Genomic DNA, 22,598 nt, shown 5'->3' with positions numbered 1-22,598 from the left:
TGCCCGCCTCTTAGCGACACGGTTTGACCAGCGGGTTCGGAGCAGAGGCCGGATTGGTTTGGCGTGCTATCTAGGGATGCTGCGCTGGGCTTTCGCAGTTGTCGCCAAGAGCCGGGCACAACGGTTTCCCGCCGCCCGCGCAAGACAAGAGTGAGCAATGTGACTGCTGAGGTCAGCGGGACGCAGGCGGCCGCCACGGCTTGAGCCAGTCCGTTTCCGGCCAGCCCTCGTGCGCCGCGATCAGCTCGTACATCGTCGCGCCGTCGAGCGACTCGCGGATGATGTCCGCGTGGCCGGAGTGACGGGCCAGCTCATTGATCACATGGTGGAAGACCCAGCGCACGGACCACTGTGTGATGTCCTTCGGGAACCACGGTGCGTCCGTCGGCACGGGAACCGGTGCATCGAGGTCGGCAGCGTCCAGCAGCCGCAACGTCTCAGCGTTCTGCGCGGCGAGCGCGGCCAGCACGTCGTGCAGCGTCTCGTCCTCGCGCATCACGAACTCGTCCTCGAACGCGGCCCGGCGTTCCTCGAAGGACCGAGTGTCGGGCTGCGGAGATTCAGGTGCGGCCGCGACCCGCTGCATCCACGTCCGCTGCATGCCGGTCGCATGTTTGACCAAGCCGCCGATCGACAGGGCGCTCGCCGACGGCGATAACCGGGCTTGCTCGTCGGTCAACCCATGGGCAATGGCGAAGTACGCGTTCTGGTGGTAGGCGATGAATTCGCGAAGCGCGTGGCGCTCGTCGGCGACAGGGCGAGCCAGTGCGGGCATCAGTGTTCTCCTGTTCGGTGGGAATGGACGTAAAGGTCGCGCAGACAAGCGATTTCGGCACCGTGGTGAATGACCTCGCGGTTGATGTGGAGGATCAGCGCAGACATCGGCAGCTCGGCGTACGGCCCTTCGGCCGGTCCGCACGGGCGCGCCAACGCCGCCGCATCGAGCCCGCGCACGCCGGCGTTCCACCGTGCGTAGGCGTCGTCGAGCTGGCCCAGTGCTGTCGCCGCATCGGTGGCGTACTGCCACGACTGGTAATCCGCGGGTGGACCGCCGAAATGGAAGTGGTTGCGCATCGCCAGCACGCCGACGATCACGTGCGCCATCCGCCACGCGATCGTCGTGAACGGTTCGGGGCGTGGCGGCGGATAGGCGAAGTCGATCGCGCCGTCGCGATGCACCGTCCAGCAGCCCGGCACCGGCTCCCAGAAGTACTCGTCGTCGGTCAACCCGTCGAGACGCGGGCGCAGTTGGTCACGCCAGTGCACGTCGAGCTGGTCGGCAAGTTGCGCGGTGATCTCCATGCGCACCAGCTTGCCGGAACCACCGGACAGTTTCTGTCCGCTGACTCTGGCACGCTCAACTTATGGCCGAGACGACGGCGCGGGTGCTGCAACTGCTCGGACTGCTGCAGTCACGGCGGGTGTGGAGCGGTGAGGAGCTCGCAGAGCGGCTCGGCGTGACCACCCGCAGTGTGCGCCGCGACGTCGAGCGGCTGCGCGACCTCGGCTACCCCGTCCACGCGAGTAAGGGCCACGGCGGCGGCTACCGGCTCGGCGCAGGCGCCGCATTACCTCCGCTGCTGCTGGATCCCGACGAGGCGGTGGCTGTTGCCGTGTGCCTGCGGCTGGCCGCCGGCGGCACGGTCGCCGGAGTGGGTGAGGCCGCGTTGCGTGCGCTCACCAAACTCGACCAGGTGCTGCCTGCCCGACTGCGCTCGCAGGTCGGGGCCGTGCACGACGCGACCGTGACGCTGACCCGCGACCCGCCCGAAGCGGTGGCACCCGACACGCTGACGACGCTGGCGCGCGCCTGCCGCGACCATGAACACGTCACCGCCGAATACGTCGACCGCGCCGGCCGAACCACTCGCCGGCGGCTGGAGCCCTACCACTTGGTGACCACCGGCCGGCGCTGGTATCTGATGGCCTACGACCGCGACCGGCAGGACTGGCGCAGCCTGCGGCTGGACCGAATCGCCGAGGCGCGCGCGGCGGGCACCATGTTCACTCCCCGCGATGCTCCCGATGCGGCCGCGTTTGTGGCGCGTTCGATCACCGCCTCGCCGTACCGGTACGTCGCACGGGTTCGGTATTATGCGCCAGAAAGCGTTGTGGCACAGCGCTTTTCGCCTGCAGCGGCGACTGTGGAGCCTGATGGTCCACACGCCTGCATCGTGACGGCCGGCGCCGACGACGCCGAGTTACTCGCGCTGTACGTGGCGACGGTGGACGCGGAGTTCGAAGTGCTCGAGCCTCCGGAGGTGGCCGACGCAGTGGGTGTGCTCGCCGAACGGCTGCGGCGGGCAGCGGTCAAGACGTGATGCCCAGCCGGTCGGTGAGCACCAGGAACGCCGCCGCGAAGTCGTTGTCGGCGGTGTCGGCGCGCACTCGATCCCAGTCCACCTGCTCGCGGACCGCGCGCACGCCGGGCAGCAACGAGGCGAAGTCGCAGTGATGTTCGTGGAGCGAAGCCAGCTTTTCGGTGACCACCACCGTCGGCGACAACACCGGCATCGCGATCGCCAGCACCTCGCGTACATCGGCCGAGCGGATCAGCTCCTTGTCCACCGGAACGCCGTTGAGCCGGTGCAGCACGTCGATCACGAATTCCTCGGCGACACAGGCCTTGAACAGCCAGTCCTCGGGTGTCCGCTCGATCGAGAAGCCCGCGTCTTCGAGCGCCGCCACGGCCGCCTCGACGTCGGATTCGGCGACGACGAAGTCGACGTCGTGCACCGGTTCCGGCCCACCGTAGACCCACAGCGCATAGCTGCCGGCGAGGGCGAACTCAGGTCCGTTCGCCTTCAGCGCCGACGCCGCGCGCTTGAGCGCGTCGCGCAACTCGTCATTTCGGTCAGGCACGTCTCTTCCAAGGGATCGTTGGGTAGGTAGTACCCATGCGGATGGCGACTTTCAACATCCTGCACGGCCGCAGCGTGCATGACGGCAACGTGGAACCCGACCGGCTCGCCGCGTCCGTGCGCCAACTCGACGCCGACGTGCTCGCGCTGCAAGAGGTCGACTGTGACCAGCCGCGCTCGCAGATGGCCGATCTGACCGCCGTCGCCGCCGAGGCGATGGGCGCTGTCAGCCACCGCTTCGTCGCCGCCATCTCCGGCACCCCGGGAGCGACCTGGATGGCGGCGACCGGCGAAGAACAACCGGGCACGGCCGCCTACGGCATTGCGCTGCTGTCGCGGTTCCCGGTCGAGAGCTGGCAGGTCCTGCGGCTGCCTCGCATTCCGATGCGCTTCCCGATGTATCTGCCCGCGCCGAACCGCGTGACGATTGTCGACGAGGAGCCCCGCGCGGCGGTGGTGGCACGCATCGATTCACCGCTCGGGCCGATCACCGTCGCGAACACGCATCTGTCGTTTGTGCCGGGCTGGAACCGCGTGCAGTTGCGGCGATTGATCCGCGATCTGCGCGGCTTCCCAGGGCCCCGCGTGCTGATGGGCGATCTCAACATGAGCCCGCCCAGGCCGAGTCGCTGGACCGGACTGCGGTCGCTCGCCGAGGCGTTGACGTTCCCGGCCCCCGAGCCTGAGCGTCAGCTCGACCACATTCTCACCGACGACCACACCCTGGGAGTCGATGCGTTCTCGGCGCCGCTGATGTCGGTTTCAGACCACCGCGCGCTCGTCGTCGACGTCTCGCGGCCTCAGCACTGATGGCATCACCTGTCCTGGCGGTCGACATCGGCGGCACGAAACTGTCTGCCGGACTGGTGAATTCAGCTGGAGCGCTGACCCGCACGGTGAGGCGCCCGACACCGTGCGGTGATGCCGACGCTATGTGGTCGGCAGTGAAAGAGCTTGTGAGACGGCTTGTTTCGGACTCCGGCGTGCGGGGCGTCGGCATCTGCTCGGCCGGGCCGATCAACGTCCCGGCCGGCACCGTGAGCCCGATCAACATCGCTGCATGGCGCGACTTCCCGATCGTGGCTGAGGTCGCGGCGCTGCTGCCCGGGGTGCCGGTGCGACTTGCCGGCGACGGGCTGTGCATGGCACTCGGCGAGCACCGGCGCGGCGCTGGCCGCGGCGTGCAGTTTCTGCTCGGCATCGTCGTGTCCACCGGAGTCGGCGGCGGGCTCGTGCTCGACGGTGCACCGTACGGCGGCGCCAGCGGCAACGCGGGCCACGTCGGCCACGTCGTCGTCGACCTCGACGGCCAGCCGTGCGCGTGCGGCGGGCGCGGGTGCGTGGAAACCATCGCGTCGGGGCCGCAATTGGTGCGCTGGGCGCGCACCAACGGATGGTCCGGTGCCCCAGACGCCGACGCGAAAGATCTTGCGGATGCCGCCAACGCCGGTGACGCGTCGGCGCTGAAGGCCTTTCGTCGAGGGGCCACAGCCATTGCCGCGATGATCGCTTCGGTCGCGGCGGTCTGCGACCTGGACTTGGTGGTGATCGGCGGGGGAGTGGCGAGGTCCGGCCCGCTGCTGTTCGACCCGTTGCGCGAGGCGCTCAGCGGCTACGCGGGACTCGACTTTCTCCGGAAAGTGCGGATGGTGCCTGCCGCGCTCGGTGCGGATGCGGGGCTGATCGGCGCGGCAGCACTCGTCGAAAGTTGAGCGGCGGTCAGTCGTTCTCGTGCTTTTGTGCGACCCTGCGTTCGGCGTAGGACTGCAGTTCGCTGACGAGCCACACAGTGGCCAACCCGAAAACCGAAATGATGACTGCGAGCAACATAGCGGTTTCCCTTCCCCGACCTGCTGCCGAGGCGACAGCAAATTTATCGTAAACGAAAATGCGCTGGCTGTACCGCAAACACGCGGATTGCCAGCATACATATTTCAGAAGGTTCGAGAGGCTGGCTAGCTAATGCGCTGAGCGTCAGAAGAAGGGCGGATCGTGGGTGGTCGCGCCGCGATTCGGCGTTCATGGGCGGTAACTGCTAACCTGGGACGGCTCCACCGAAGACCGTCGGTCACCGGAGAAATCCGGTCGAAGGTCCGGGAAACTCCCGGCGGCCCACGCAGGCGGACGAGGCATCTGCAATTGCGCGCCCCGATCCCTGCGTCGGGGCGTTCGTCATTTCCGGCGACCGACGATCTTCTGCGGGGCGACCCACACCCACGCAAGGAGGCATGCATGGCCAAGGCTGACAAAGCCGCCGCCGTCGCCGACATCGCCGAACAGTTCAAGGAAGCCACCGCCGCGCTGGTCACCGAGTACCGCGGCCTCACGGTGGCCAACCTTGCCCAGCTGCGCCGGTCACTCGGGGAGTCCGCCACCTATTCGGTCGCCAAGAACACGCTCGCCAAGCGGGCGGCCACCGAGGCCGGCATCGATGGACTCGACGAACTGTTCACCGGCCCGACGGCGATCGCGTTCGTCAAGGGCGAGCCGGTCGACGCCGCGAAGGCGCTGAAGACGTTCGCGCGCGAACACAAGGCGCTGGTGATCAAGGGCGGCTACATGGACGGTCGCCCGCTGACCGTTGCGGAGGTCGAGCGCATCGCCGACCTCGAGTCGCGCGAGGTGCTGCTGGCCAAGCTCGCCGGCGCGATGAAGGGCAACTTGACCAAGGCCGCCGGCCTGTTCAACGCACCCGCATCGCAGGTGGCACGGCTGGCCGCCGCGCTGCAAGAGAAGAAGAGCCAAGAAGGCGGCCAGGAAACCGCGAACCCCGAACCGGCTGCCGCCGAATAAACCCCGTAATCAGGAAGGAACCCACCATGGCCAAGCTGTCCACCGACGAGCTGCTCGACGCGTTCAAGGAAATGACGCTGCTGGAGCTCTCCGACTTCGTGAAGGCGTTCGAGGAGACCTTCGACGTCACCGCCGCCGCACCGGTCGCAGTGGCCGCCGCTCCTGGCGCTGCCGCGGGCGGTGCCCCCGCCGAGGCGGCCGAGGAGCAGAGCGAGTTCGACGTGATCCTCGAGTCGGCCGGCGACAAGAAGATCGGCGTGATCAAGGTCGTCCGCGAGATCGTCTCGGGTCTGGGCCTCAAGGAGGCCAAGGACCTCGTCGACAGCGCCCCGAAGCCGCTGCTCGAGAAGGTTGCCAAGGAGGCCGCCGAGGAAGCCAAGAGCAAGCTCGAGGCCGCCGGCGCCACCGTCACCGTCAAGTAGTTCACGCAGTTCCACGCAAAGGGGCCGCCGCGTCGACCGGGCGGCCCCTTTCGCATGTCACAACCTGGCTCTATAGCTCACGACACCTGCTGACGTAGGCTAGAGTGACCGCAACCACAAGCGGGGCGTGTGTGGCGGGAAAGCACTGGCGGAAGGACTACGCGTGGGCATCGGCATTCAGATCGAGGGGCTGACCAAGTCCTTCGGCTCCCAGCGAATCTGGGAGGACGTCACGTTCGACCTGCCGCCGGGCGAGGTCAGCGTGTTGCTCGGCCCTTCGGGTACCGGCAAATCAGTGTTCTTGAAGTCGCTGATCGGCCTGCTGCGTCCCGAGCGCGGCAAGATCATCATCGACGGAACCAACATCATCGAGAGCTCGGCCAAGGAGCTCTACGAGATCCGGAAGCTGTTCGGCGTCATGTTCCAGGACGGCGCGCTGTTCGGGTCGATGAACCTTTACGACAACACCGCCTTCCCGCTGCGCGAGCACACCAAGAAGAAGGAAAGCGAGATCCGTGACATCGTCATGGAGAAGCTCGCAATGGTCGGTCTGGAAGGCGACGAGAAGAAGTTCCCCGGCGAGATCTCCGGCGGTATGCGCAAGCGTGCCGGCCTGGCCCGTTCGCTGGTGCTGGACCCGGAAATCATCCTCTGCGACGAGCCCGACTCCGGTTTGGACCCGGTGCGTACCGCGTACCTGAGCCAGCTGCTGATCGACATCAACGCCCAGATCGACGCGACGATCCTGATCGTCACGCACAACATCAACATCGCCCGCACGGTGCCCGACAACATCGGCATGCTGTTCCGCCGCAAGCTGGTGATGTTCGGACCGCGCGAAGTGCTGCTCACCAGCGACGAGCCCGTGGTCCGTCAATTCCTCAACGGCCGCCGGATCGGCCCGATCGGCATGTCGGAGGAAAAGGACGAGGCGACGATGGCCGAAGAGCAGGCCATGGTCGAAGCCGGCCACCATCACGGTGGCGTGGAGGAGATCGAGGGCGTGCCGCCGCAGATCAGCGCCACGCCGGGCATGCCGGAGCGCAAGGCGGTGGCACGCCGCCGGGCGCGGGTGCGCGAAATCCTGGACACGCTGCCGCCGGCGGCCCAGGAGGCCATTCGCGACGACCTCGAGGGCACGCACAAGTACAAGTCGCACGACTTCCCCGACTCCAGCGACGGGGATCGCGACCGCTACAGCGACGAGGCGCCGACCGGGCGGATTCCGGTCTCCGGCGACCAGCGTTAAACAGGCGTCCGAGCAGCCCGACATCGTCGTGCTCCGATAGGTCGGGTCGCCCGAAGCTCCGATCTCACGAGGGAGTCTGCCGGTGACCATCGAGCGCTGGCGACTGGCGCTGTGGGTTGCTGCAGGCGCAGCCGCCGGGATGGTGGCGCTGGGCTTGGGGTGCGGACTTGCATCGGCAGACTCTGCCCAAAGCGACAGCACCAACTCTGCAGCCTCGACGCCGACATCCGCGGGTAAGACGGCGAGCAAGCCGTCGACTCGGACGCCGGCGTCGACTCGGACGCCGCTGCCGACGAGGCATCCAACAGGGCGGCTCGACTCGGTCGCGGCAGGTGCCCCACGTCCAGAGACGGGGTCGTCGTCGCCTTCCAAGACGGCGCCGACGACCGCACCGTCGAAGACCCGGTCGGGGCAGCGCGTAGGGCCACCGCAGCCAGAGAACGCAGCGCCCGCAGAAGAGCGGTCGGAGGCGTCCCGAGACACCACCAAACCGCCGCTCTCCATCGGCGCGTCACGGCTGACCAAGACGCGACTGCCGCAGACCGACACCGATGCTGGCCCACTGTCGCGGCCCCAGCCCAAAGATGAAGCGCCTAGTGCGCGAATCCACCGCGCAGTGACGACAGCCGATGTGGCTCAACGGTCCGCGACGACCGCAGAAACGACGACGACGACACCTGTTGCCCTCGCGACCGTCGGCGCACCGGCGCCTGCACCATCGCCCGCCAAGCCGCAGGCCGTGACCACGCGACCTGCCATGCCGCGCGCGCCCCCGCTGCTCAACGCCATCGGATCGTTGGTGGTCAACACGATTTCGTTGGTGGAGAGAAGCCTGGTAGGTCCGCCGGTGCTCCCGCCGGGAAGCACTGTGACGGTGCGCCAGTCCACCCTGCAGATCGGCGACGTCACCGCCCCGGCCGACTGGTATGTCCCGGCCGGCCCGGCCCCGGCGAAGAGTGTCATCTACTTCCAGCATGGCTTCTTTGCGACCGGCCCGATGTACAGCTACACCGCAGCCCGACTCGCCGAGCAGACGCACAGTGTGGTCGTCGTCCCGACGTTGTCGTCGAACTTCTTCACCACCGACGGCAATTGGCTCGGGGGTTCGACGCTGCAGCAGGCAGCCGCCGGCCTGTTCGTCGGCGATCGGGCAGCGCTGACCGCCAGCGCCAGCGCGGCTCTTGGACATCCGGTGTCGCTGCCACAAGACGTCGTGCTCGTCGGGCACTCACTCGGCGGCGGGTTCGTCACTGCCGTCGCCGGATACACCGCCGACAACGGCGCAGTGGCCGATCTGAAGGGCGTAGTGCTACTCGACGGCGTAGGGCTGCAAGGCGCGATCCCTACCGCGCTCGCCAAGCTTCCCGACGACATACCCGTCTTGATGATCTCCTCTCCGCCCTACATATGGAACTCGTTCGGCATCGCCAGCGCCGAGCTCACCGAGGCGCGGCCCGCAAGATTCGTGGGTGTCCAGTTGGTCGGTGGACGCCACATCGACGCGATGCAGGGCGGCAACCCGCTGATCCAAGGCGCGGCATACCTTGTCGCAGGTGTTTCGCAGCCGCGAAACATCGCGGCCGTTCAGACGCTGGCCGGCGGATGGATCAACGACATGTTGGCCGGGACGTCCAACGGTGTCTATGGCACGCCCGGTGCGACGATCTCCATTCCCACGGCAGCGGGGACCGCTACCGCGATCGCGTTACCGGCACCGCCGACTGCACTGACCCCGGTCACAAATCTGCTGCGGGATCTGTTCCGCGTCGGCAGCGACCTGTTCTTCGGTTTCCTTGGAAATGACCCCGGCGCCGCGCATCCGCCGACCCCTCTGCGAAGTGGTGCCGGCACGCAATTGGCTACGCCAAACGCCGCGTAAACCCTTGACGAGAGCGCGTGAAGGCGTCAGTCTGTTGGGCAGCATGTACAAATGTCGCAGTACAGGTCGCCAGCCAGCGCCTTTACTGTCAGCATGCCGTGGTTGAGGAATGCCGCGTCCTGCGGTACTGTTGGACGTTGCGCTGGCTGCCTCCTGCCCACCTCACCTGAATTTGACACCGTGGTCCACGCTTGAGCCCCTGTCGGGGTTCATATGCGTGCTCTGAGAACCGGACAGGTTGTCGGCCGGCCGAACCGACGCAGAAGAGCGACGAAGAAGCCGGTAATCCGGTGACTGTGGTCGCATGAGGTGCTGGAAGGGTGCATCTTGGCAGTCTCTCGCCAGAGCAAATCAGCAGTAGCTACCGCTAATAGCTCCGTTCCCGGAGCCCCCAATCGAATTTCTTTCGCAAAGTTGCGTGAACCGCTCGAGGTTCCTGGTCTGCTCGAGGTGCAGACCGAGTCGTTCCAGTGGCTGATCGGATCCGACGAGTGGCGCGAGAAGGCCGTCGCCCGCGGCGACGTGAACCCGGTCGGCGGGCTCCAAGAGGTGCTCTTGGAACTCTCCCCGATCGAGGACTTCTCGGGGCAGATGTCGCTGTCGTTCTCCGATCCTCGCTTCGACGAGGTCAAGGCACCGGTCAACGAGTGCAAGGAGAAGGATCAGACCTACGCGGCCCCGCTGTTCGTGACGGCCGAGTTCATCAACAACAACACCGGCGAGATCAAGAGCCAGACGGTGTTCATGGGTGACTTCCCGATGATGACGGAGAAGGGCACCTTCATCATCAACGGCACCGAGCGCGTCGTCGTCTCGCAGCTGGTGCGCTCGCCAGGTGTGTACTTCGACGAGACCATCGACAAGTCCACCGAGAAGACACTGCACTCGGTCAAGGTGATCCCCGGCCGTGGCGCGTGGCTGGAATTCGACGTCGACAAGCGCGACACCGTCGGGGTGCGCATCGACCGCAAGCGTCGTCAGCCCGTCACCGTGTTGCTGAAGGCGCTGGGCTGGACCGCCGAGGAGATCCGCGAGCGGTTCGGGTTCTCCGAGATCATGATGTCCACCCTGGAGAAGGACAACACCGCCAACCAGGACGAGGCGCTGCTCGACATCTACCGCAAGCTGCGTCCGGGCGAGCCGCCCACCAAGGAGTCCGCGCAGACCCTGCTGGAGAACCTGTTCTTCAAGGAGAAGCGCTACGACCTGGCCCGCGTGGGCCGCTACAAGGTCAACAAGAAGCTGGGCCTGAACACCGACAAGCCGGTCGCCTCGCAAACCACCACGCTGACCCCGGAAGACATCGCCGCCACCATCGAGTACCTGGTGCGGCTGCACGAGGGCCAGCCGACGATGACGGCTCCGGGCGGCGTCGAGGTGCCGGTGGAGACCGACGACATCGACCACTTCGGCAACCGGCGCCTGCGCACGGTCGGCGAGCTGATCCAGAACCAGATCCGCGTCGGCCTGTCCCGCATGGAGCGCGTCGTGCGGGAGCGGATGACCACCCAGGACGTCGAGGCGATTACGCCGCAGACCCTGATCAACATCCGACCGGTTGTGGCGGCGATCAAGGAGTTCTTCGGCACCAGCCAGCTGTCGCAGTTCATGGACCAGAACAACCCGCTGTCGGGGCTGACCCACAAGCGCCGCCTCTCGGCACTGGGCCCGGGCGGTCTGTCCCGCGAGCGCGCCGGCCTCGAGGTCCGCGACGTGCACTCGAGCCACTACGGCCGCATGTGCCCGATCGAGACCCCGGAAGGTCCGAACATCGGCCTGATCGGCTCGCTGTCGGTGTATGCCCGGGTGAACCCGTTCGGCTTCATCGAGACGCCGTACCGCAAGGTCGTCGACGGTGTGGTCACCGACGAGATCCACTACCTGACGGCCGACGAGGAGGACCGCCACGTGGTGGCGCAGGCCAACTCGCCGATCGACGACCAGGGCCGGTTCACCGAGCCGCGCGTCCTGGTGCGCCGCAAGGGCGGCGAGGTGGAGTACGTCAGCTCCGACGAGGTCGACTACATGGACGTGTCGCCGCGCCAGATGGTGTCGGTGGCCACGGCGATGATTCCGTTCCTGGAGCACGACGACGCCAACCGCGCGCTGATGGGCGCGAACATGCAGCGTCAGGCCGTGCCGCTGGTGCGCAGCGAGGCGCCGCTGGTGGGCACCGGCATGGAGTTGCGTGCCGCGATCGACGCCGGCGACGTGGTCGTCGCGGAGAAGAGCGGCGTCGTCGAGGAGGTCTCAGCCGACTACATCACCGTGATGGCCGACGACGGCACCCGGCGTAGCTACCAGCTGCGCAAGTTCGCCCGGTCCAACCACGGCACCTGCGCCAACCAGCGCCCGATCGTCGACGCCGGCCAGCGGGTGGAGTCGGGCCAGGTGATCGCCGACGGGCCGTGCACCGACCAGGGCGAGATGGCGCTGGGCAAGAACCTGCTCGTCGCAATCATGCCGTGGGAAGGCCACAACTACGAGGACGCGATCATCCTGTCCAATCGTCTCGTCGAGGAGGACGTGCTCACCTCGATCCACATCGAGGAGCACGAGATCGACGCCCGTGACACCAAGCTGGGCGCCGAGGAGATCACCCGCGACATCCCGAACGTGTCCGACGAGGTGCTGGCCGACCTCGACGAACGCGGCATCGTGCGCATCGGCGCAGAGGTCCGCGACGGCGACATCCTGGTCGGCAAGGTCACCCCGAAGGGTGAGACCGAGCTGACGCCGGAGGAGCGGCTGCTGCGTGCGATCTTCGGCGAGAAGGCCCGCGAAGTCCGCGACACCTCGCTGAAGGTGCCGCACGGCGAATCCGGAAAGGTGATCGGCGTGCGCATGTTCTCCCGCGAGGAGGACGACGAGCTGCCCGCGGGCGTCAACGAGCTGGTCCGCGTGTACGTCGCGCAGAAGCGCAAGATCTCCGACGGCGACAAGCTGGCCGGCCGCCACGGCAACAAGGGCGTGATCGGCAAGATCCTGCCCGTCGAGGACATGCCGTTCCTGCCGGACGGGACGCCGGTGGACATCATCCTGAACACCCACGGTGTGCCGCGACGCATGAACATCGGGCAGATCTTGGAGACCCACCTGGGGTGGTGTGCGCACAGCGGCTGGAAGGTCGAGGGCTCGCCCGACTGGGCGAACAAGCTGCCCGAGGAGCTGCTGGAAGCCGACCCGGGCACGATCGTCGCCACGCCGGTGTTCGACGGTGCCCGCGAGGAGGAGTTACAGGGCCTGCTGTCGTCGGTGCAGCCAAACCGCGACGGCGACGTGCTCGTCAACGCCGACGGCAAGGCGGTGCTCTACGACGGCCGCTCCGGTGAGCCGTTCCCGTATCCGGTGACGGTCGGCTTCATGTACATCATGAAGCTGCACCACCTGGTGGACGACAAGATCCACGCCCGGTCCACTGGCCCGTACTCGATGATCACCCAGCAGCCGCTGGGCGGTAAGGCGCAGTTCGGCGGTCAGCGGTTCGGTGAGATGGAATGCTGGGCCATGCAGGCCTATGGCGCGGCGTACACGCTGCAGGAGCTGTTGACCATCAAGTCCGACGACACCGTCGGTCGGGTCAAGGTGTACGAGGCGATCGTCAAGGGCGAGAACATCCCCGAGCCGGGCATTCCGGAGTCGTTCAAGGTGCTGCTCAAAGAGCTGCAGTCGCTGTGCCTGAACGTCGAGGTGCTGTCTTCCGACGGCGCGGCGATCGAGCTGCGCGAGGGCGAGGACGAGGACTTGGAGCGCGCTGCTGCCAACCTCGGAATCAACTTGTCGCGCAACGAATCTGCGTCCGTAGAAGATCTGGCATAGCGGATCTTTCCTTTACAAATTTCTAATCCCGAAAGGGGAAAGGGAGTTACGTGTTAGACGTCAACTTCTTCGATGAGCTCCGGATCGGCCTGGCCACCGCCGACGACATTCGTCAGTGGTCCTACGGCGAGGTCAAGAAGCCGGAGACCATCAACTACCGCACGCTCAAGCCGGAGAAGGACGGCCTGTTCTGCGAGAAGATCTTCGGGCCGACTCGCGACTGGGAGTGCTACTGCGGCAAGTACAAGCGCGTCCGGTTCAAGGGCATCATCTGTGAGCGCTGCGGCGTCGAGGTGACCCGCGCCAAGGTGCGCCGTGAGCGGATGGGCCACATCGAGTTGGCCGCCCCCGTCACGCACATCTGGTACTTCAAGGGCGTCCCGTCGCGTCTGGGGTACCTGCTCGACCTGGCGCCTAAGGACCTCGAGAAGATCATCTACTTCGCGGCGTACGTGATCACAGCCGTCGACGACGAGATGCGCCACAACGAGCTGTCGACGCTGGAAGCCGAGATGGAGGTCGAGAAGAAGGCCATCGAGGATCAGCGCGACGCCGACCTGGAGGCCCGCGCCCAAAAGCTCGAAGCCGACCTCAAGGAGCTCGAGGAGGAGGGCGCCAAGTCCGACGTGCGACGCAAGGTGCGCGACGGCGGCGAGCGCGAGATGCGTCAGATCCGTGACCGCGCGCAGCGTGAGCTGGCCCGGCTGGAAGAGATCTGGACGACGTTCACCAAGCTGGCCCCCAAGCAGCTGATCGTCGACGAGGTGCTCTACCGCGAGCTCGTCGACCGCTACGGCGAGTACTTCACCGGCTCGATGGGCGCGGAAGCCATTCAGAAGCTCATCGAGAATTTCGACATCGACGCCGAGGCGGATTCGCTGCGCGAGGTCATCCGAAGCGGCAAGGGGCAGAAGAAGCTTCGTGCGTTGAAGCGCCTCAAGGTGGTTGCGGCGTTCCAGCAGTCGGGCAACTCGCCGATGGGCATGGTGCTGGATGCGGTGCCGGTGATCCCGCCGGAACTGCGCCCGATGGTCCAGCTGGACGGTGGCCGGTTCGCGACCTCCGACCTGAACGATTTGTATCGGCGCGTGATCAACCGCAACAACCGGTTGAAGCGACTCATCGATCTCGGCGCGCCCGAGATCATCGTCAACAACGAGAAGCGGATGCTTCAGGAGTCGGTGGACGCGCTGTTCGACAACGGTCGCCGCGGCCGCCCGGTCACCGGGCCGGGCAACCGCCCGCTGAAGTCGCTGTCGGATCTGCTCAAGGGCAAGCAGGGCCGGTTCCGTCAGAACCTGCTCGGCAAGCGCGTCGACTACTCGGGCCGCTCGGTGATCGTCGTCGGCCCGCAGCTCAAGCTGCACCAGTGCGGCCTGCCCAAGCTGATGGCACTCGAGCTGTTCAAGCCGTTCGTGATGAAGCGGCTGGTCGACCTGAACCACGCGCAGAACATCAAGAGCGCCAAGCGGATGGTCGAGCGGCAGCGCCCGCAGGTGTGGGACGTGCTCGAAGAGGTCATCAGCGAGCACCCGGTGCTGCTGAACCGTGCCCCGACGCTGCACCGCCTCGGCATCCAGGCCTTCGAGCCGATGCTGGTGGAAGGCAAGGCAATTCAGCTGCACCCGCTGGTGTGCGAGGCGTTTAACGCCGACTTCGACGGCGACCAGATGGCCGTGCACCTTCCGCTGTCGGCGGAGGCGCAGGCTGAGGCGCGCATCCTGATGCTGTCGTCGAACAACATCCTGTCGCCGGCCTCCGGCAAGCCGTTGGCCATGCCGCGACTGGACATGGTCACGGGGCTGTACTACCTGACCACCGAGGTTCCGGGCGACAAGGGCGAATACCAGCCTGCGACAAAGGATTCGCCGGAGCAGGGCGTATTCAGCTCGCCGGCCGAGGCGATCATGGCGATGGACCGCGGCGCGCTGTCCGTGCGCGCACCCATCAAGGTTCGTCTCACCCAGCTGCGCCCGCCGGCGGAGCTGGAGGCTCAGCTGTTCGGTGACGAAGGCTGGAAGCCGGGCGATGCGTGGACTATCCACACCACGCTGGGCCGGGTGATGTTCAACGAGCTGCTGCCGCATGGGTATCCGTTCGTCAACGAGCAGATGCACAAGAAGGTGCAGGCTCGGATCATCAACGACCTGGCGGAGCGGTACCCGATGATCGTCGTCGCGCAGACCGTCGACAAGCTCAAGGACGCCGGCTTCTACTGGGCCACCCGCTCGGGTGTCACCGTGTCGATGGCCGACGTGCTGGTGCCGCCGGAGAAGCAGGAGATCCTGGAGCGCTACGAGAAGGAAGCCGACCGGATCGAAAAGCAGTACCAGCGCGGCGCTTTGAACAAAGACGAGCGTCACGATGCACTGGTCAAGATCTGGCAGGACGCCACCGAAGAGGTGGGTGAGGCGCTGCGGTCGCACTACCCCGAGGACAACCCGATCATCACGATCGTCGAGTCCGGTGCGACCGGTAACTTCACCCAGACGCGGACGCTGGCCGGCATGAAGGGCCTGGTGACCAACCCGAAGGGCGAATACATCCCGCGTCCGATCAAGTCCTCGTTCCGCGAGGGCCTGACGGTGCTGGAGTACTTCATCAACACCCACGGTGCCCGAAAGGGCTTGGCCGACACCGCTCTTCGTACCGCCGACTCGGGTTACCTGACCCGTCGTCTGGTGGACGTGTCGCAGGACGTGATCGTGCGCGAGCACGACTGCGGCACCGAGCGTGGCATCACCGTGCGGCTTGCCGAGGTCCAGCCCGACGGCTCGCTGGTCAAGGATCAGTACGTCGAGACGTCGGCGTACGCGCGGACGTTGGCCGAAGACGCCGTCGACGCCAACGGCAACGTGCTCGTCGAGAAGGGCCACGACCTAGGGGACCCGGCGATCGATCTGCTTCTGGCACACGGCATCTCGTCGGTGCGAGTGCGCTCGGTGCTGACGTGCGGGTCTGCCAACGGCGTCTGTGCGATGTGCTACGGCCGTTCCATGGCCACCGGCAAGCTCGTCGACATCGGCGAGGCGGTGGGCATCGTGGCCGCGCAGTCGATCGGCGAGCCCGGCACGCAGCTGACCATGCGGACGTTCCACCAGGGTGGCGTCACCGGCGGCCAAGACATAACCGGTGGTCTGCCGCGCGTGCAGGAGCTGTTCGAGGCCCGCGTGCCGCGGGACAAGGCCCCCATCGCCGAGGTGTCGGGCCGGGTGCGCGTCGAGCAGGACGAGAAGTTCTACAAGATCACGATCGTTCCTGACGACGGCAGCGAGGAAGTCGTCTACGACAAGATTCCGGTGCGTAATCGCCGGCTCAAGGCCGTCGTCCACGAGGACGGCACCGAGGGCCTGCTGCGCGACGGCGACCACGTCGAGGTCGGCGACCAGCTGATGGAAGGCTCGGCCGACCCGCACGAGGTGCTGCGTGTGCAGGGCCCGCGCGAGGTGCAGCTGCACCTGACCCACGAGGTTCAGGAGGTGTACCGGGCGCAGGGCGTGTCGATCCACGACAAGCACATCGAGGTGATCGTGCGGCAGATGCTGCGGCGCGTGACCATCATCGACTCGGGTTCGACGGAGTTCCTGCCGGGGTCGTTGACGGAGCGTTCGGAGTTCGAGGCCGAGAACCGTCGGGTGGTGGCCGAGGGCGGCGAGCCCGCAGCCGGCCGTCCGGTGCTGATGGGCATCACGAAGGCCTCATTGGCCACGGACTCGTGGCTGTCGGCGGCGTCGTTCCAGGAGACCACTCGGGTGCTCACCGATGCGGCGATCAACTGCCGCAGCGACAAGCTGAATGGTCTGAAGGAGAACGTGATCATCGGCAAGCTGATCCCGGCCGGTACGGGCATCAACCGGTACCGCAACATCCAGGTGCAGCCCACCGAAGAGGCCCGGGCCGCTGCGTACACGATCCCCAGCTACGAGGATCAGTACTACAGCCCGGACTTCGGCCAGAGCACCGGTGCCGCGGTGCCTTTGGACGACTACGGGTACAGCGACTACCGCTAGTCCGCCTGAGAAGAGCCCCCGGGGTATCCCGGGGGCTCTTTCTTTGCGCCGAGTGTGAGCTGGCTGCGAAATTTCCGCCGAGATGTCGCCGTGCGCTCACGCTCGGCGCATGGGTCGGCCGGCATCAGTGGTTAGTGTCGGCGCATGGCCGGCGAGGATCAGGGTGGTGACGAGTGGTCTCGGTTGATGACGGCCTCCTCGTTGGTGCGGGTGCTTGAGTCCGACGAGGAGATCGTCGACCTGGCCGCACTGGATGCTTTCGCGGCGCCAGCGTGGGTGCGGCGGCTGCCGGTGCCGGCGGGCTGGCACCTGGCCCAAATCGGTGATCGCGGAAGGGCATTAGCTCGAATAGCAGTCAGTGGGCAGCGCGCGGACGGTGGCTGGGATGCGAGCGAAACGGTCAGCCTGTTCGCGTTCACCGGTTGGCCCGGTTTCGGGGACGTGATGAGCAATGCCGCGGGCACGCTACGCGACCTGCACGCTGCCGACATCAGTACACGCGTCTTGCCGGTGCTGGCGCGGACCTGGACAGCCGCGGTCCGTAGCAGCGGCACGTTTCTCCTAGGTGGGCGGGCGGTGTGGGCGCAACAAAGCAACTATGTCGCGGGCTCGGATCACACGCACGCCGCTCGGCTGATCATCCATAACGTCTTCGTGGACGACGGTCACCGGTCCCGCTTCGCCGACGACGTCGTCGCGCTTTCGGATGCGGTGTATCAGGGTTTTCTCGGCAGCCTGGATGATCAGTCGTCGCTGGCGACGACCAACGCCACCGATTTTGAGCGCCGCGGTCGATCAGTACGAACTCGTAGAACCCAGTCAATCCCACCACGTTGCCCCAGTCGTGTTCGGCGGTGGCGCGCAGGTCGGCCAACTGATAGATGCTGGTTGCCGAGCGCAGGCGCGGATACAGTTCGGTTTCCATCTGCGTGCGAACCGAATCGGGCAACGGTGCGTTGTATTCGGCCCAGGTGCGCAACAGCGCCTCGGCGTCGGCGGCATCGACTCGCGTAAATGATACGGGCGTAATGGCTTTCAGCCAGTACGGGCCGTGGATGATTTCCATGTCTTTGTCGCCTGTGCCGGCGTAGCTGTCGCGGTAGCGCACATGGCGCGTCAGCATCTCCAGCATGCCGCGGTCGTCGACGTCGCCGCGTGGCAAGGCAAACAGCTTGATATCCACCCACTGGTAGGTGTCATTGAGGAAGTTGATGAACACCGACTCTTGATAAACCAGCTGCTGCTCGACCGGCACGGCTTCGGCCGCCGATTGGCCACCTTCCCCCGAGTGATCCCTCGAAGCGCCGAGGCTCTCGCTGGTGTCATTCATTAGTCGACCCCTGAATCAATCGTCGCTGGCGACCACCAACGCCACCGAGTGAGCGTCACGGTCGATCAGCACGAACTCGTGAAATCCCGCTTTGCCTACCATGGCGCCCCCGTGATGTTTCGCGGTGTCGCGCAGGTCGCCCAGCTGATAGATGCTGGTTGCCGCGGGCCCCGCATCGCACGGTGCCGTCACCGCCTGGCCGGGCGTAATCCGGAATCCCGGCGGGGTGTGCCCCGCGGCGCGTCGATATTCTCGACGCTGATCCGCTCCTGTGCGGCGTAGAGACGTGCGGCTTGCGCGGCGCTGGCACCGATGTAGCGGACACACTGCCCGAAAACCGCGCCGATGCCAGCCACAGTTGTGTGGATTTCATTGACCACCGCGGCGGTGGCCTGCCCAGGGGCCAGCACAGTCGGAGTCGCCGTACTTACATCGGCCACGTCGGCAGCGTGACGCTCGCACGCGGCCGAGAAGCCCAGCAGCCCTGCAGAATCGGCGACAATCCGCCCCGCGCTCATGGATATGAGCCCAATGACCGCTTAGACAGGCACTCTGCACCAAATACTGGTTCAGCCACACTGTAGGCGCGTCGGGCATCCGTGATCCCGGGGCCTCTTCTCTCGTCCCGAGCGTGAGCTGGCTGCGAAATTTCGCTGGAAATCTCGCAGCCAGCTCACGCTCGGCGCGTGGTGGATCGGCCGCGTGCGCCAGTCTCGAACGCTTCTCCACGTACCGTGGTGAGCATGCTTGTGCGAGCGCTCAGCATCATGGCCGCGGTCGCTGTGGTCGCCGGATGCTCGGCTGCCCCGCACGGCTCAGCCGAGCCGGCAACCGGCTTCCCGGACGGCACGAGCGTGCACACCATCAACGTCGGCGGCCTGAAACGCTCGTACCGAGTCCACAAACCGTCGGGACTGCCCGGCTCCGCATCGCTGGTGGTGATGCTTCACGGCGGGTTCGGCAGCGCTGAGCAAGCCGAAAGAGCTTACGGCTGGGACGAATTGGCCGACAGCGCGAAATTCGTGGTGGCGTACCCGGACGGCATCGCGCGGGCATGGAACGTGCACGGCTGCTGCGGCAAACCCAGCCGCGACGGCATTGACGACGTGGGCTTCATCACCGCGATGGTCCGCGAAGTGAGCGCAGACGTCGGCGTCGACCAGAACCGCATCTATGCCACCGGCATCAGCAACGGCGGCATGATGAGCTACGCGCTCGCCTGCAACACCGACGTCTTCGCCGCGATCGGCCCTGATTCCGCCACCCAGCTCGACCCCTGCGACTCGCCCCACCCCACATCGGTGATGCACATCCACGGCACCGCCGACCGCAATATTCGGTTCGACGGTGGGCAGGGCGAAGGCGTGGCCCGGATCAACGGACCGCCCGTGCCTGACGTCAACGCCTTCTGGCGGCGCGTCGACGGGTGCGGCGAGCCCGTCGTCACCACTGACGGGGCGGTCACCACGTCAAGCGCGGCCTGCCCTGACAACCGCGGCGTCACGCTGATCACGGTCGATGGCGGGCGTCATGAATGGCCGCCGTTTGCGACGCAGCGGCTGTGGGAGTTCTTCGCCGCGCATCCGCGGGCGGCGTGATCGCCGCCAGGCTGTTACGCATCTTGTGCGGCCGTCGGAAAAATGTAACATTGCGGCATGCCCGACACGCACCTCGTCACCAACCAGGTCCCGCCGCTGGAGAACTACAACCCCGCCTCGTCGCCCGTACTCGTCGAGGCGCTGATCCGCGAGGGCGGGCAATGGGGTCTCGACGAAGTCGCCGAGCTCGGCGCGCTCGCCGGCTCCGCACAGGCACAGCGGTGGGGCGAGCTGGCCGACCGCAACCGCCCGATCCTGCACACCCACGACAAGTACGGGCACCGCATCGACGAGGTCGAATACGACCCCGCTTACCACGAGTTGATGCGGGTCGCCGTTGGGCACGGCCTGCATGCCGCCCCGTGGGCCGACGACCGGCCGGGTGCGCACGTCGTGCGCGCGGCCAAGACCTCCGTGTGGACGCCCGAACCGGGGCACATCTGCCCGATCTCGATGACGTATGCGGTGGTGCCGGCGCTGCGCTGCAACCCGGAGCTGGCCGCCGTCTACGAGCCGCTGCTGACCAGTCGCGAATACGATCCCGAGCTCAAGGTGCCCACCACCAAGGCCGGGATCACGGCGGGCATGTCGATGACCGAGAAGCAAGGCGGCTCCGACGTCCGCGCCGGCACCACCCAGGCCACCCGCAACGCCGACGGCAGCTACACCCTTACCGGGCACAAGTGGTTCACCTCCGCGCCGATGTGCGACATCTTCCTCGTGCTGGCCCAGGCTCCCCGCGGTCTGAGCTGTTTCTTCCTGCCGAGGATTCTTCCCGACGGCACCCGCAACCGAATGCTGTTGCAGCGCCTCAAGAACAAGCTCGGTAACCACGCGAACGCCTCCAGCGAGGTCGAATACGACGGCGCCACCGCATGGTTGGTCGGCGAGGAGGGTCGCGGTGTCCCGACGATCATCGAGATGGTCAACCTCACCCGGCTCGACTGCACACTGGGCAGCGCCACCAGCATGCGCAACGGACTGGCCCGTGCCATCCACCACGCACAGCATCGAAAAGCGTTCGGCGCCTATTTGATTGACCAGCCACTGATGCGCAACGTGCTTGCCGATCTGGCGGTCGAGGCGGAAGCGGCGACCATGATCGCGATGCGGATGGCGGGTGCCACCGACAACGCAGTGCGCGGCGACGAACGCGAGAAGTTTTTGCGCCGCATCGGGTTGGCGGCGGCCAAGTACTGGGTGTGCAAGCGCGCCACCCCGCATGCTGCCGAGGCGATGGAATGCTTGGGCGGCAACGGCTATGTCGAGGACTTCGGCATGGCGCGGCTGTACCGCGAAGCTCCGCTGATGGGCATCTGGGAGGGCTCAGGCAACGTCAGCGCGTTGGACACGTTGCGCGCCATGGCAACTCACCCCGAGTGCGTCGACGTGCTGTTCGACGAGCTGGCCAACACGACCGGCCACGACCGACGCCTGGACGAGCACGTCGAGCAGCTCAAGCCGCAACTGCAAGACCTCGACACGATCCAGTACCGCGCTCGCAAGGTGGCCGAGGACATCTGCTTGGCGATGCAAGGCTCCCTGTTGGTGCGGCACGGCCATCCCGCCGTGGCAGAGGCGTTCCTGGCGACGCGGCTCGGCGGGGCTTGGGGTGGTGCGTTCGGAACCATGCCCACCGGGGTGGACGTCGCGCCGATCATCGAACGCGCGTTGGTCAAGGGATGACTCACGCGATTCGTCCCGTCGACTTCGACAACCTGAAAACCATGACCTACGAGGTCACCGACCGCGTCGCCCGAATTACGTTCAACCGCCCCGAAAAAGGCAACGCGATCGTCGCCGACACGCCGTTGGAACTCTCGGCCTTGGTCGAGCGTGCGGATCTCGATCCGAACGTGCACGTGATCCTGGTGTCCGGCCGCGGCGAAGGGTTCTGCGCAGGTTTTGATTTGAGCGCGTACGCGGAGGGGTCCTCCTCGGCCGGAGGGGGAAGTGCGTACAAGGGCACGGTGCTCGACGGCAAGACCCAGGCGGTCAACCATCTGCCGAATCAGCCGTGGGATCCGATGATTGACTACCAGATGATGAGCCGCTTCGTCCGCGGCTTCTCGAGTCTGATGCATGCCGACAAGCCGACGGTCGTGAAGATTCACGGCTATTGCGTCGCCGGCGGCACCGACATCGCGCTGCATGCCGATCAGGTGATCGCCGCGGCCGACGCCAAGATCGGCTACCCGCCCACCCGCGTGTGGGGGGTGCCGGCGGCCGGCATGTGGGCCCACCGGCTCGGTGATCAACGCGCGAAACGCCTTCTGCTGACCGGTGATTGCATCACCGGCGCCCAGGCCGCGGAATGGGGTTTGGCGGTCGAAGCTCCAGATCCGAAGGACCTCGACGAGCGCACCGAACGGCTGGTGCAGCGCATCGCCGCCGTTCCGGTAAACCAGCTCATCATGGTCAAGCTGGCGATGAACAGCGCGCTGTACAACCAGGGCGTCGCCAACAGCGCGATGATCTCGACGGTGTTCGACGGCATTGCCCGGCACACCCCCGAAGGACATGCGTTCGTCGCCGAGGCACGAGAGCACGGGTTCCGCGAGGCGGTGCGACGGCGCGACGAACCATTCGGCGACTACGGTCGACGAGCGTCGCAAGTCTGACCGTGTCCGATACGCT

18 protein-coding genes are annotated in these 22,598 nt (G+C 66.4%); 12 read left to right on the top strand and 6 right to left on the bottom strand.

The window, feature by feature from the left end:
* Window positions 1–172: 172 nt before the first annotated feature.
* Entirely contained in the window at window positions 173–775 is a 603-nt protein-coding gene (locus AC5Y4N_RS05890) for a DinB family protein (protein WP_499906204.1), read from the bottom strand.
* A complete protein-coding gene (locus AC5Y4N_RS05885; protein WP_499906206.1) occupies window positions 775–1,302 on the bottom strand; it encodes a DinB family protein in 528 nt (175 codons plus the stop codon). Before AC5Y4N_RS05885 ends, AC5Y4N_RS05890 begins: the two co-directional genes overlap by 1 nt.
* Before the next feature lie 62 nt (window positions 1,303–1,364).
* Here AC5Y4N_RS05885 and AC5Y4N_RS05880 point away from each other — a divergent pair, with 62 nt between their 5' ends.
* Entirely contained in the window at window positions 1,365–2,321 is a 957-nt protein-coding gene (locus AC5Y4N_RS05880; RefSeq protein WP_499906208.1) for a helix-turn-helix transcriptional regulator, read from the top strand.
* Here AC5Y4N_RS05880 and AC5Y4N_RS05875 read toward each other — a convergent pair.
* Window positions 2,311–2,862 (bottom strand): nucleotidyltransferase family protein, encoded by a 552-nt coding sequence (locus AC5Y4N_RS05875; protein WP_499906210.1) that lies wholly within the window; start codon window positions 2,860–2,862, stop codon window positions 2,311–2,313. The two genes, AC5Y4N_RS05880 and AC5Y4N_RS05875, sit on opposite strands and share 11 nt — an antisense overlap.
* Before the next feature lie 35 nt (window positions 2,863–2,897).
* Here AC5Y4N_RS05875 and AC5Y4N_RS05870 point away from each other — a divergent pair, with 35 nt between their 5' ends.
* The 8 genes from AC5Y4N_RS05870 (at window position 2,898) to AC5Y4N_RS05835 (ending at window position 17,033) form a co-directional block, all read left to right on the top strand.
* Window positions 2,898–3,671: an endonuclease/exonuclease/phosphatase family protein gene (locus tag AC5Y4N_RS05870; RefSeq protein WP_499906212.1), complete on the top strand. Its 774-nt coding sequence runs from the start codon at window positions 2,898–2,900 to the stop codon at window positions 3,669–3,671.
* Complete coding sequence (locus tag AC5Y4N_RS05865) at window positions 3,671–4,573, top strand: ROK family protein (RefSeq protein WP_499906214.1); 903 nt, start codon at window positions 3,671–3,673, stop codon at window positions 4,571–4,573. Before AC5Y4N_RS05870 ends, AC5Y4N_RS05865 begins: the two co-directional genes overlap by 1 nt.
* Window positions 4,574–5,093: 520 nt before the next feature.
* Window positions 5,094–5,654 carry a 50S ribosomal protein L10 gene (gene rplJ, locus AC5Y4N_RS05860; protein WP_499906216.1) on the top strand — a complete coding sequence of 187 codons (561 nt, stop codon included), beginning with the start codon at window positions 5,094–5,096 and terminating at the stop codon, window positions 5,652–5,654.
* A 26-nt stretch (window positions 5,655–5,680) separates the two neighbouring features.
* Entirely contained in the window at window positions 5,681–6,076 is a 396-nt protein-coding gene (gene rplL, locus AC5Y4N_RS05855; protein WP_499906218.1) for a 50S ribosomal protein L7/L12, read from the top strand.
* Window positions 6,077–6,239: 163 nt separating this feature from the next.
* A complete protein-coding gene (locus AC5Y4N_RS05850) occupies window positions 6,240–7,325 on the top strand; it encodes an ABC transporter ATP-binding protein (RefSeq protein WP_499906220.1) in 1,086 nt (361 codons plus the stop codon).
* A 739-nt stretch (window positions 7,326–8,064) separates the two neighbouring features.
* Complete coding sequence (locus tag AC5Y4N_RS05845) at window positions 8,065–9,204, top strand: dienelactone hydrolase family protein (protein ID WP_499906222.1); 1,140 nt, start codon at window positions 8,065–8,067, stop codon at window positions 9,202–9,204.
* 327 nt (window positions 9,205–9,531) lie between these two features.
* A complete protein-coding gene (gene rpoB / locus AC5Y4N_RS05840; protein WP_499906224.1) occupies window positions 9,532–13,023 on the top strand; it encodes a DNA-directed RNA polymerase subunit beta in 3,492 nt (1,163 codons plus the stop codon).
* A gap of 50 nt (window positions 13,024–13,073) precedes the next feature.
* On the top strand, window positions 13,074–17,033 hold the full coding sequence (locus tag AC5Y4N_RS05835) for a DNA-directed RNA polymerase subunit beta' (RefSeq protein WP_499906226.1): 3,960 nt from the start codon (window positions 13,074–13,076) through the stop codon (window positions 17,031–17,033).
* 637 nt (window positions 17,034–17,670) lie between these two features.
* Here AC5Y4N_RS05835 and AC5Y4N_RS05830 read toward each other — a convergent pair.
* From AC5Y4N_RS05830 to AC5Y4N_RS05820, 3 genes are read right to left on the bottom strand one after another with little or no spacing between them, the layout of a single operon-like run.
* On the bottom strand, window positions 17,671–18,363 hold the full coding sequence (locus tag AC5Y4N_RS05830; protein ID WP_499906229.1) for a hypothetical protein: 693 nt from the start codon (window positions 18,361–18,363) through the stop codon (window positions 17,671–17,673).
* 15 nt (window positions 18,364–18,378) lie between these two features.
* A complete protein-coding gene (locus AC5Y4N_RS05825) occupies window positions 18,379–18,555 on the bottom strand; it encodes a hypothetical protein (RefSeq protein WP_499906231.1) in 177 nt (58 codons plus the stop codon).
* Complete coding sequence (locus tag AC5Y4N_RS05820) at window positions 18,552–18,881, bottom strand: hypothetical protein (protein ID WP_499906233.1); 330 nt, start codon at window positions 18,879–18,881, stop codon at window positions 18,552–18,554. Before AC5Y4N_RS05820 ends, AC5Y4N_RS05825 begins: the two co-directional genes overlap by 4 nt.
* Before the next feature lie 225 nt (window positions 18,882–19,106).
* On the opposite strand from AC5Y4N_RS05820, the gene AC5Y4N_RS05815 reads away from it, so the two are divergent.
* From AC5Y4N_RS05815 to AC5Y4N_RS05805, 3 genes are read left to right on the top strand one after another with little or no spacing between them, the layout of a single operon-like run.
* Window positions 19,107–19,961 carry a CE1 family esterase gene (locus AC5Y4N_RS05815; protein ID WP_499906235.1) on the top strand — a complete coding sequence of 285 codons (855 nt, stop codon included), beginning with the start codon at window positions 19,107–19,109 and terminating at the stop codon, window positions 19,959–19,961.
* 57 nt (window positions 19,962–20,018) lie between these two features.
* On the top strand, window positions 20,019–21,647 hold the full coding sequence (locus AC5Y4N_RS05810; protein WP_499906237.1) for an acyl-CoA dehydrogenase family protein: 1,629 nt from the start codon (window positions 20,019–20,021) through the stop codon (window positions 21,645–21,647).
* Window positions 21,644–22,582, top strand: a complete 939-nt coding sequence (locus AC5Y4N_RS05805; RefSeq protein ID WP_499906239.1) for a crotonase/enoyl-CoA hydratase family protein — start codon at window positions 21,644–21,646, stop codon at window positions 22,580–22,582. The genes AC5Y4N_RS05810 and AC5Y4N_RS05805 overlap by 4 nt, the downstream gene beginning before the upstream one ends.
* The last annotated feature ends 16 nt before the right edge of the window (window positions 22,583–22,598 follow it).

This window comes from Mycobacterium sp. NGS19, assembly GCF_059813155.1.
Note: the sequence above shows the minus strand (reverse complement) of the source record. Positions and strands in the feature narration are given on the sequence as shown.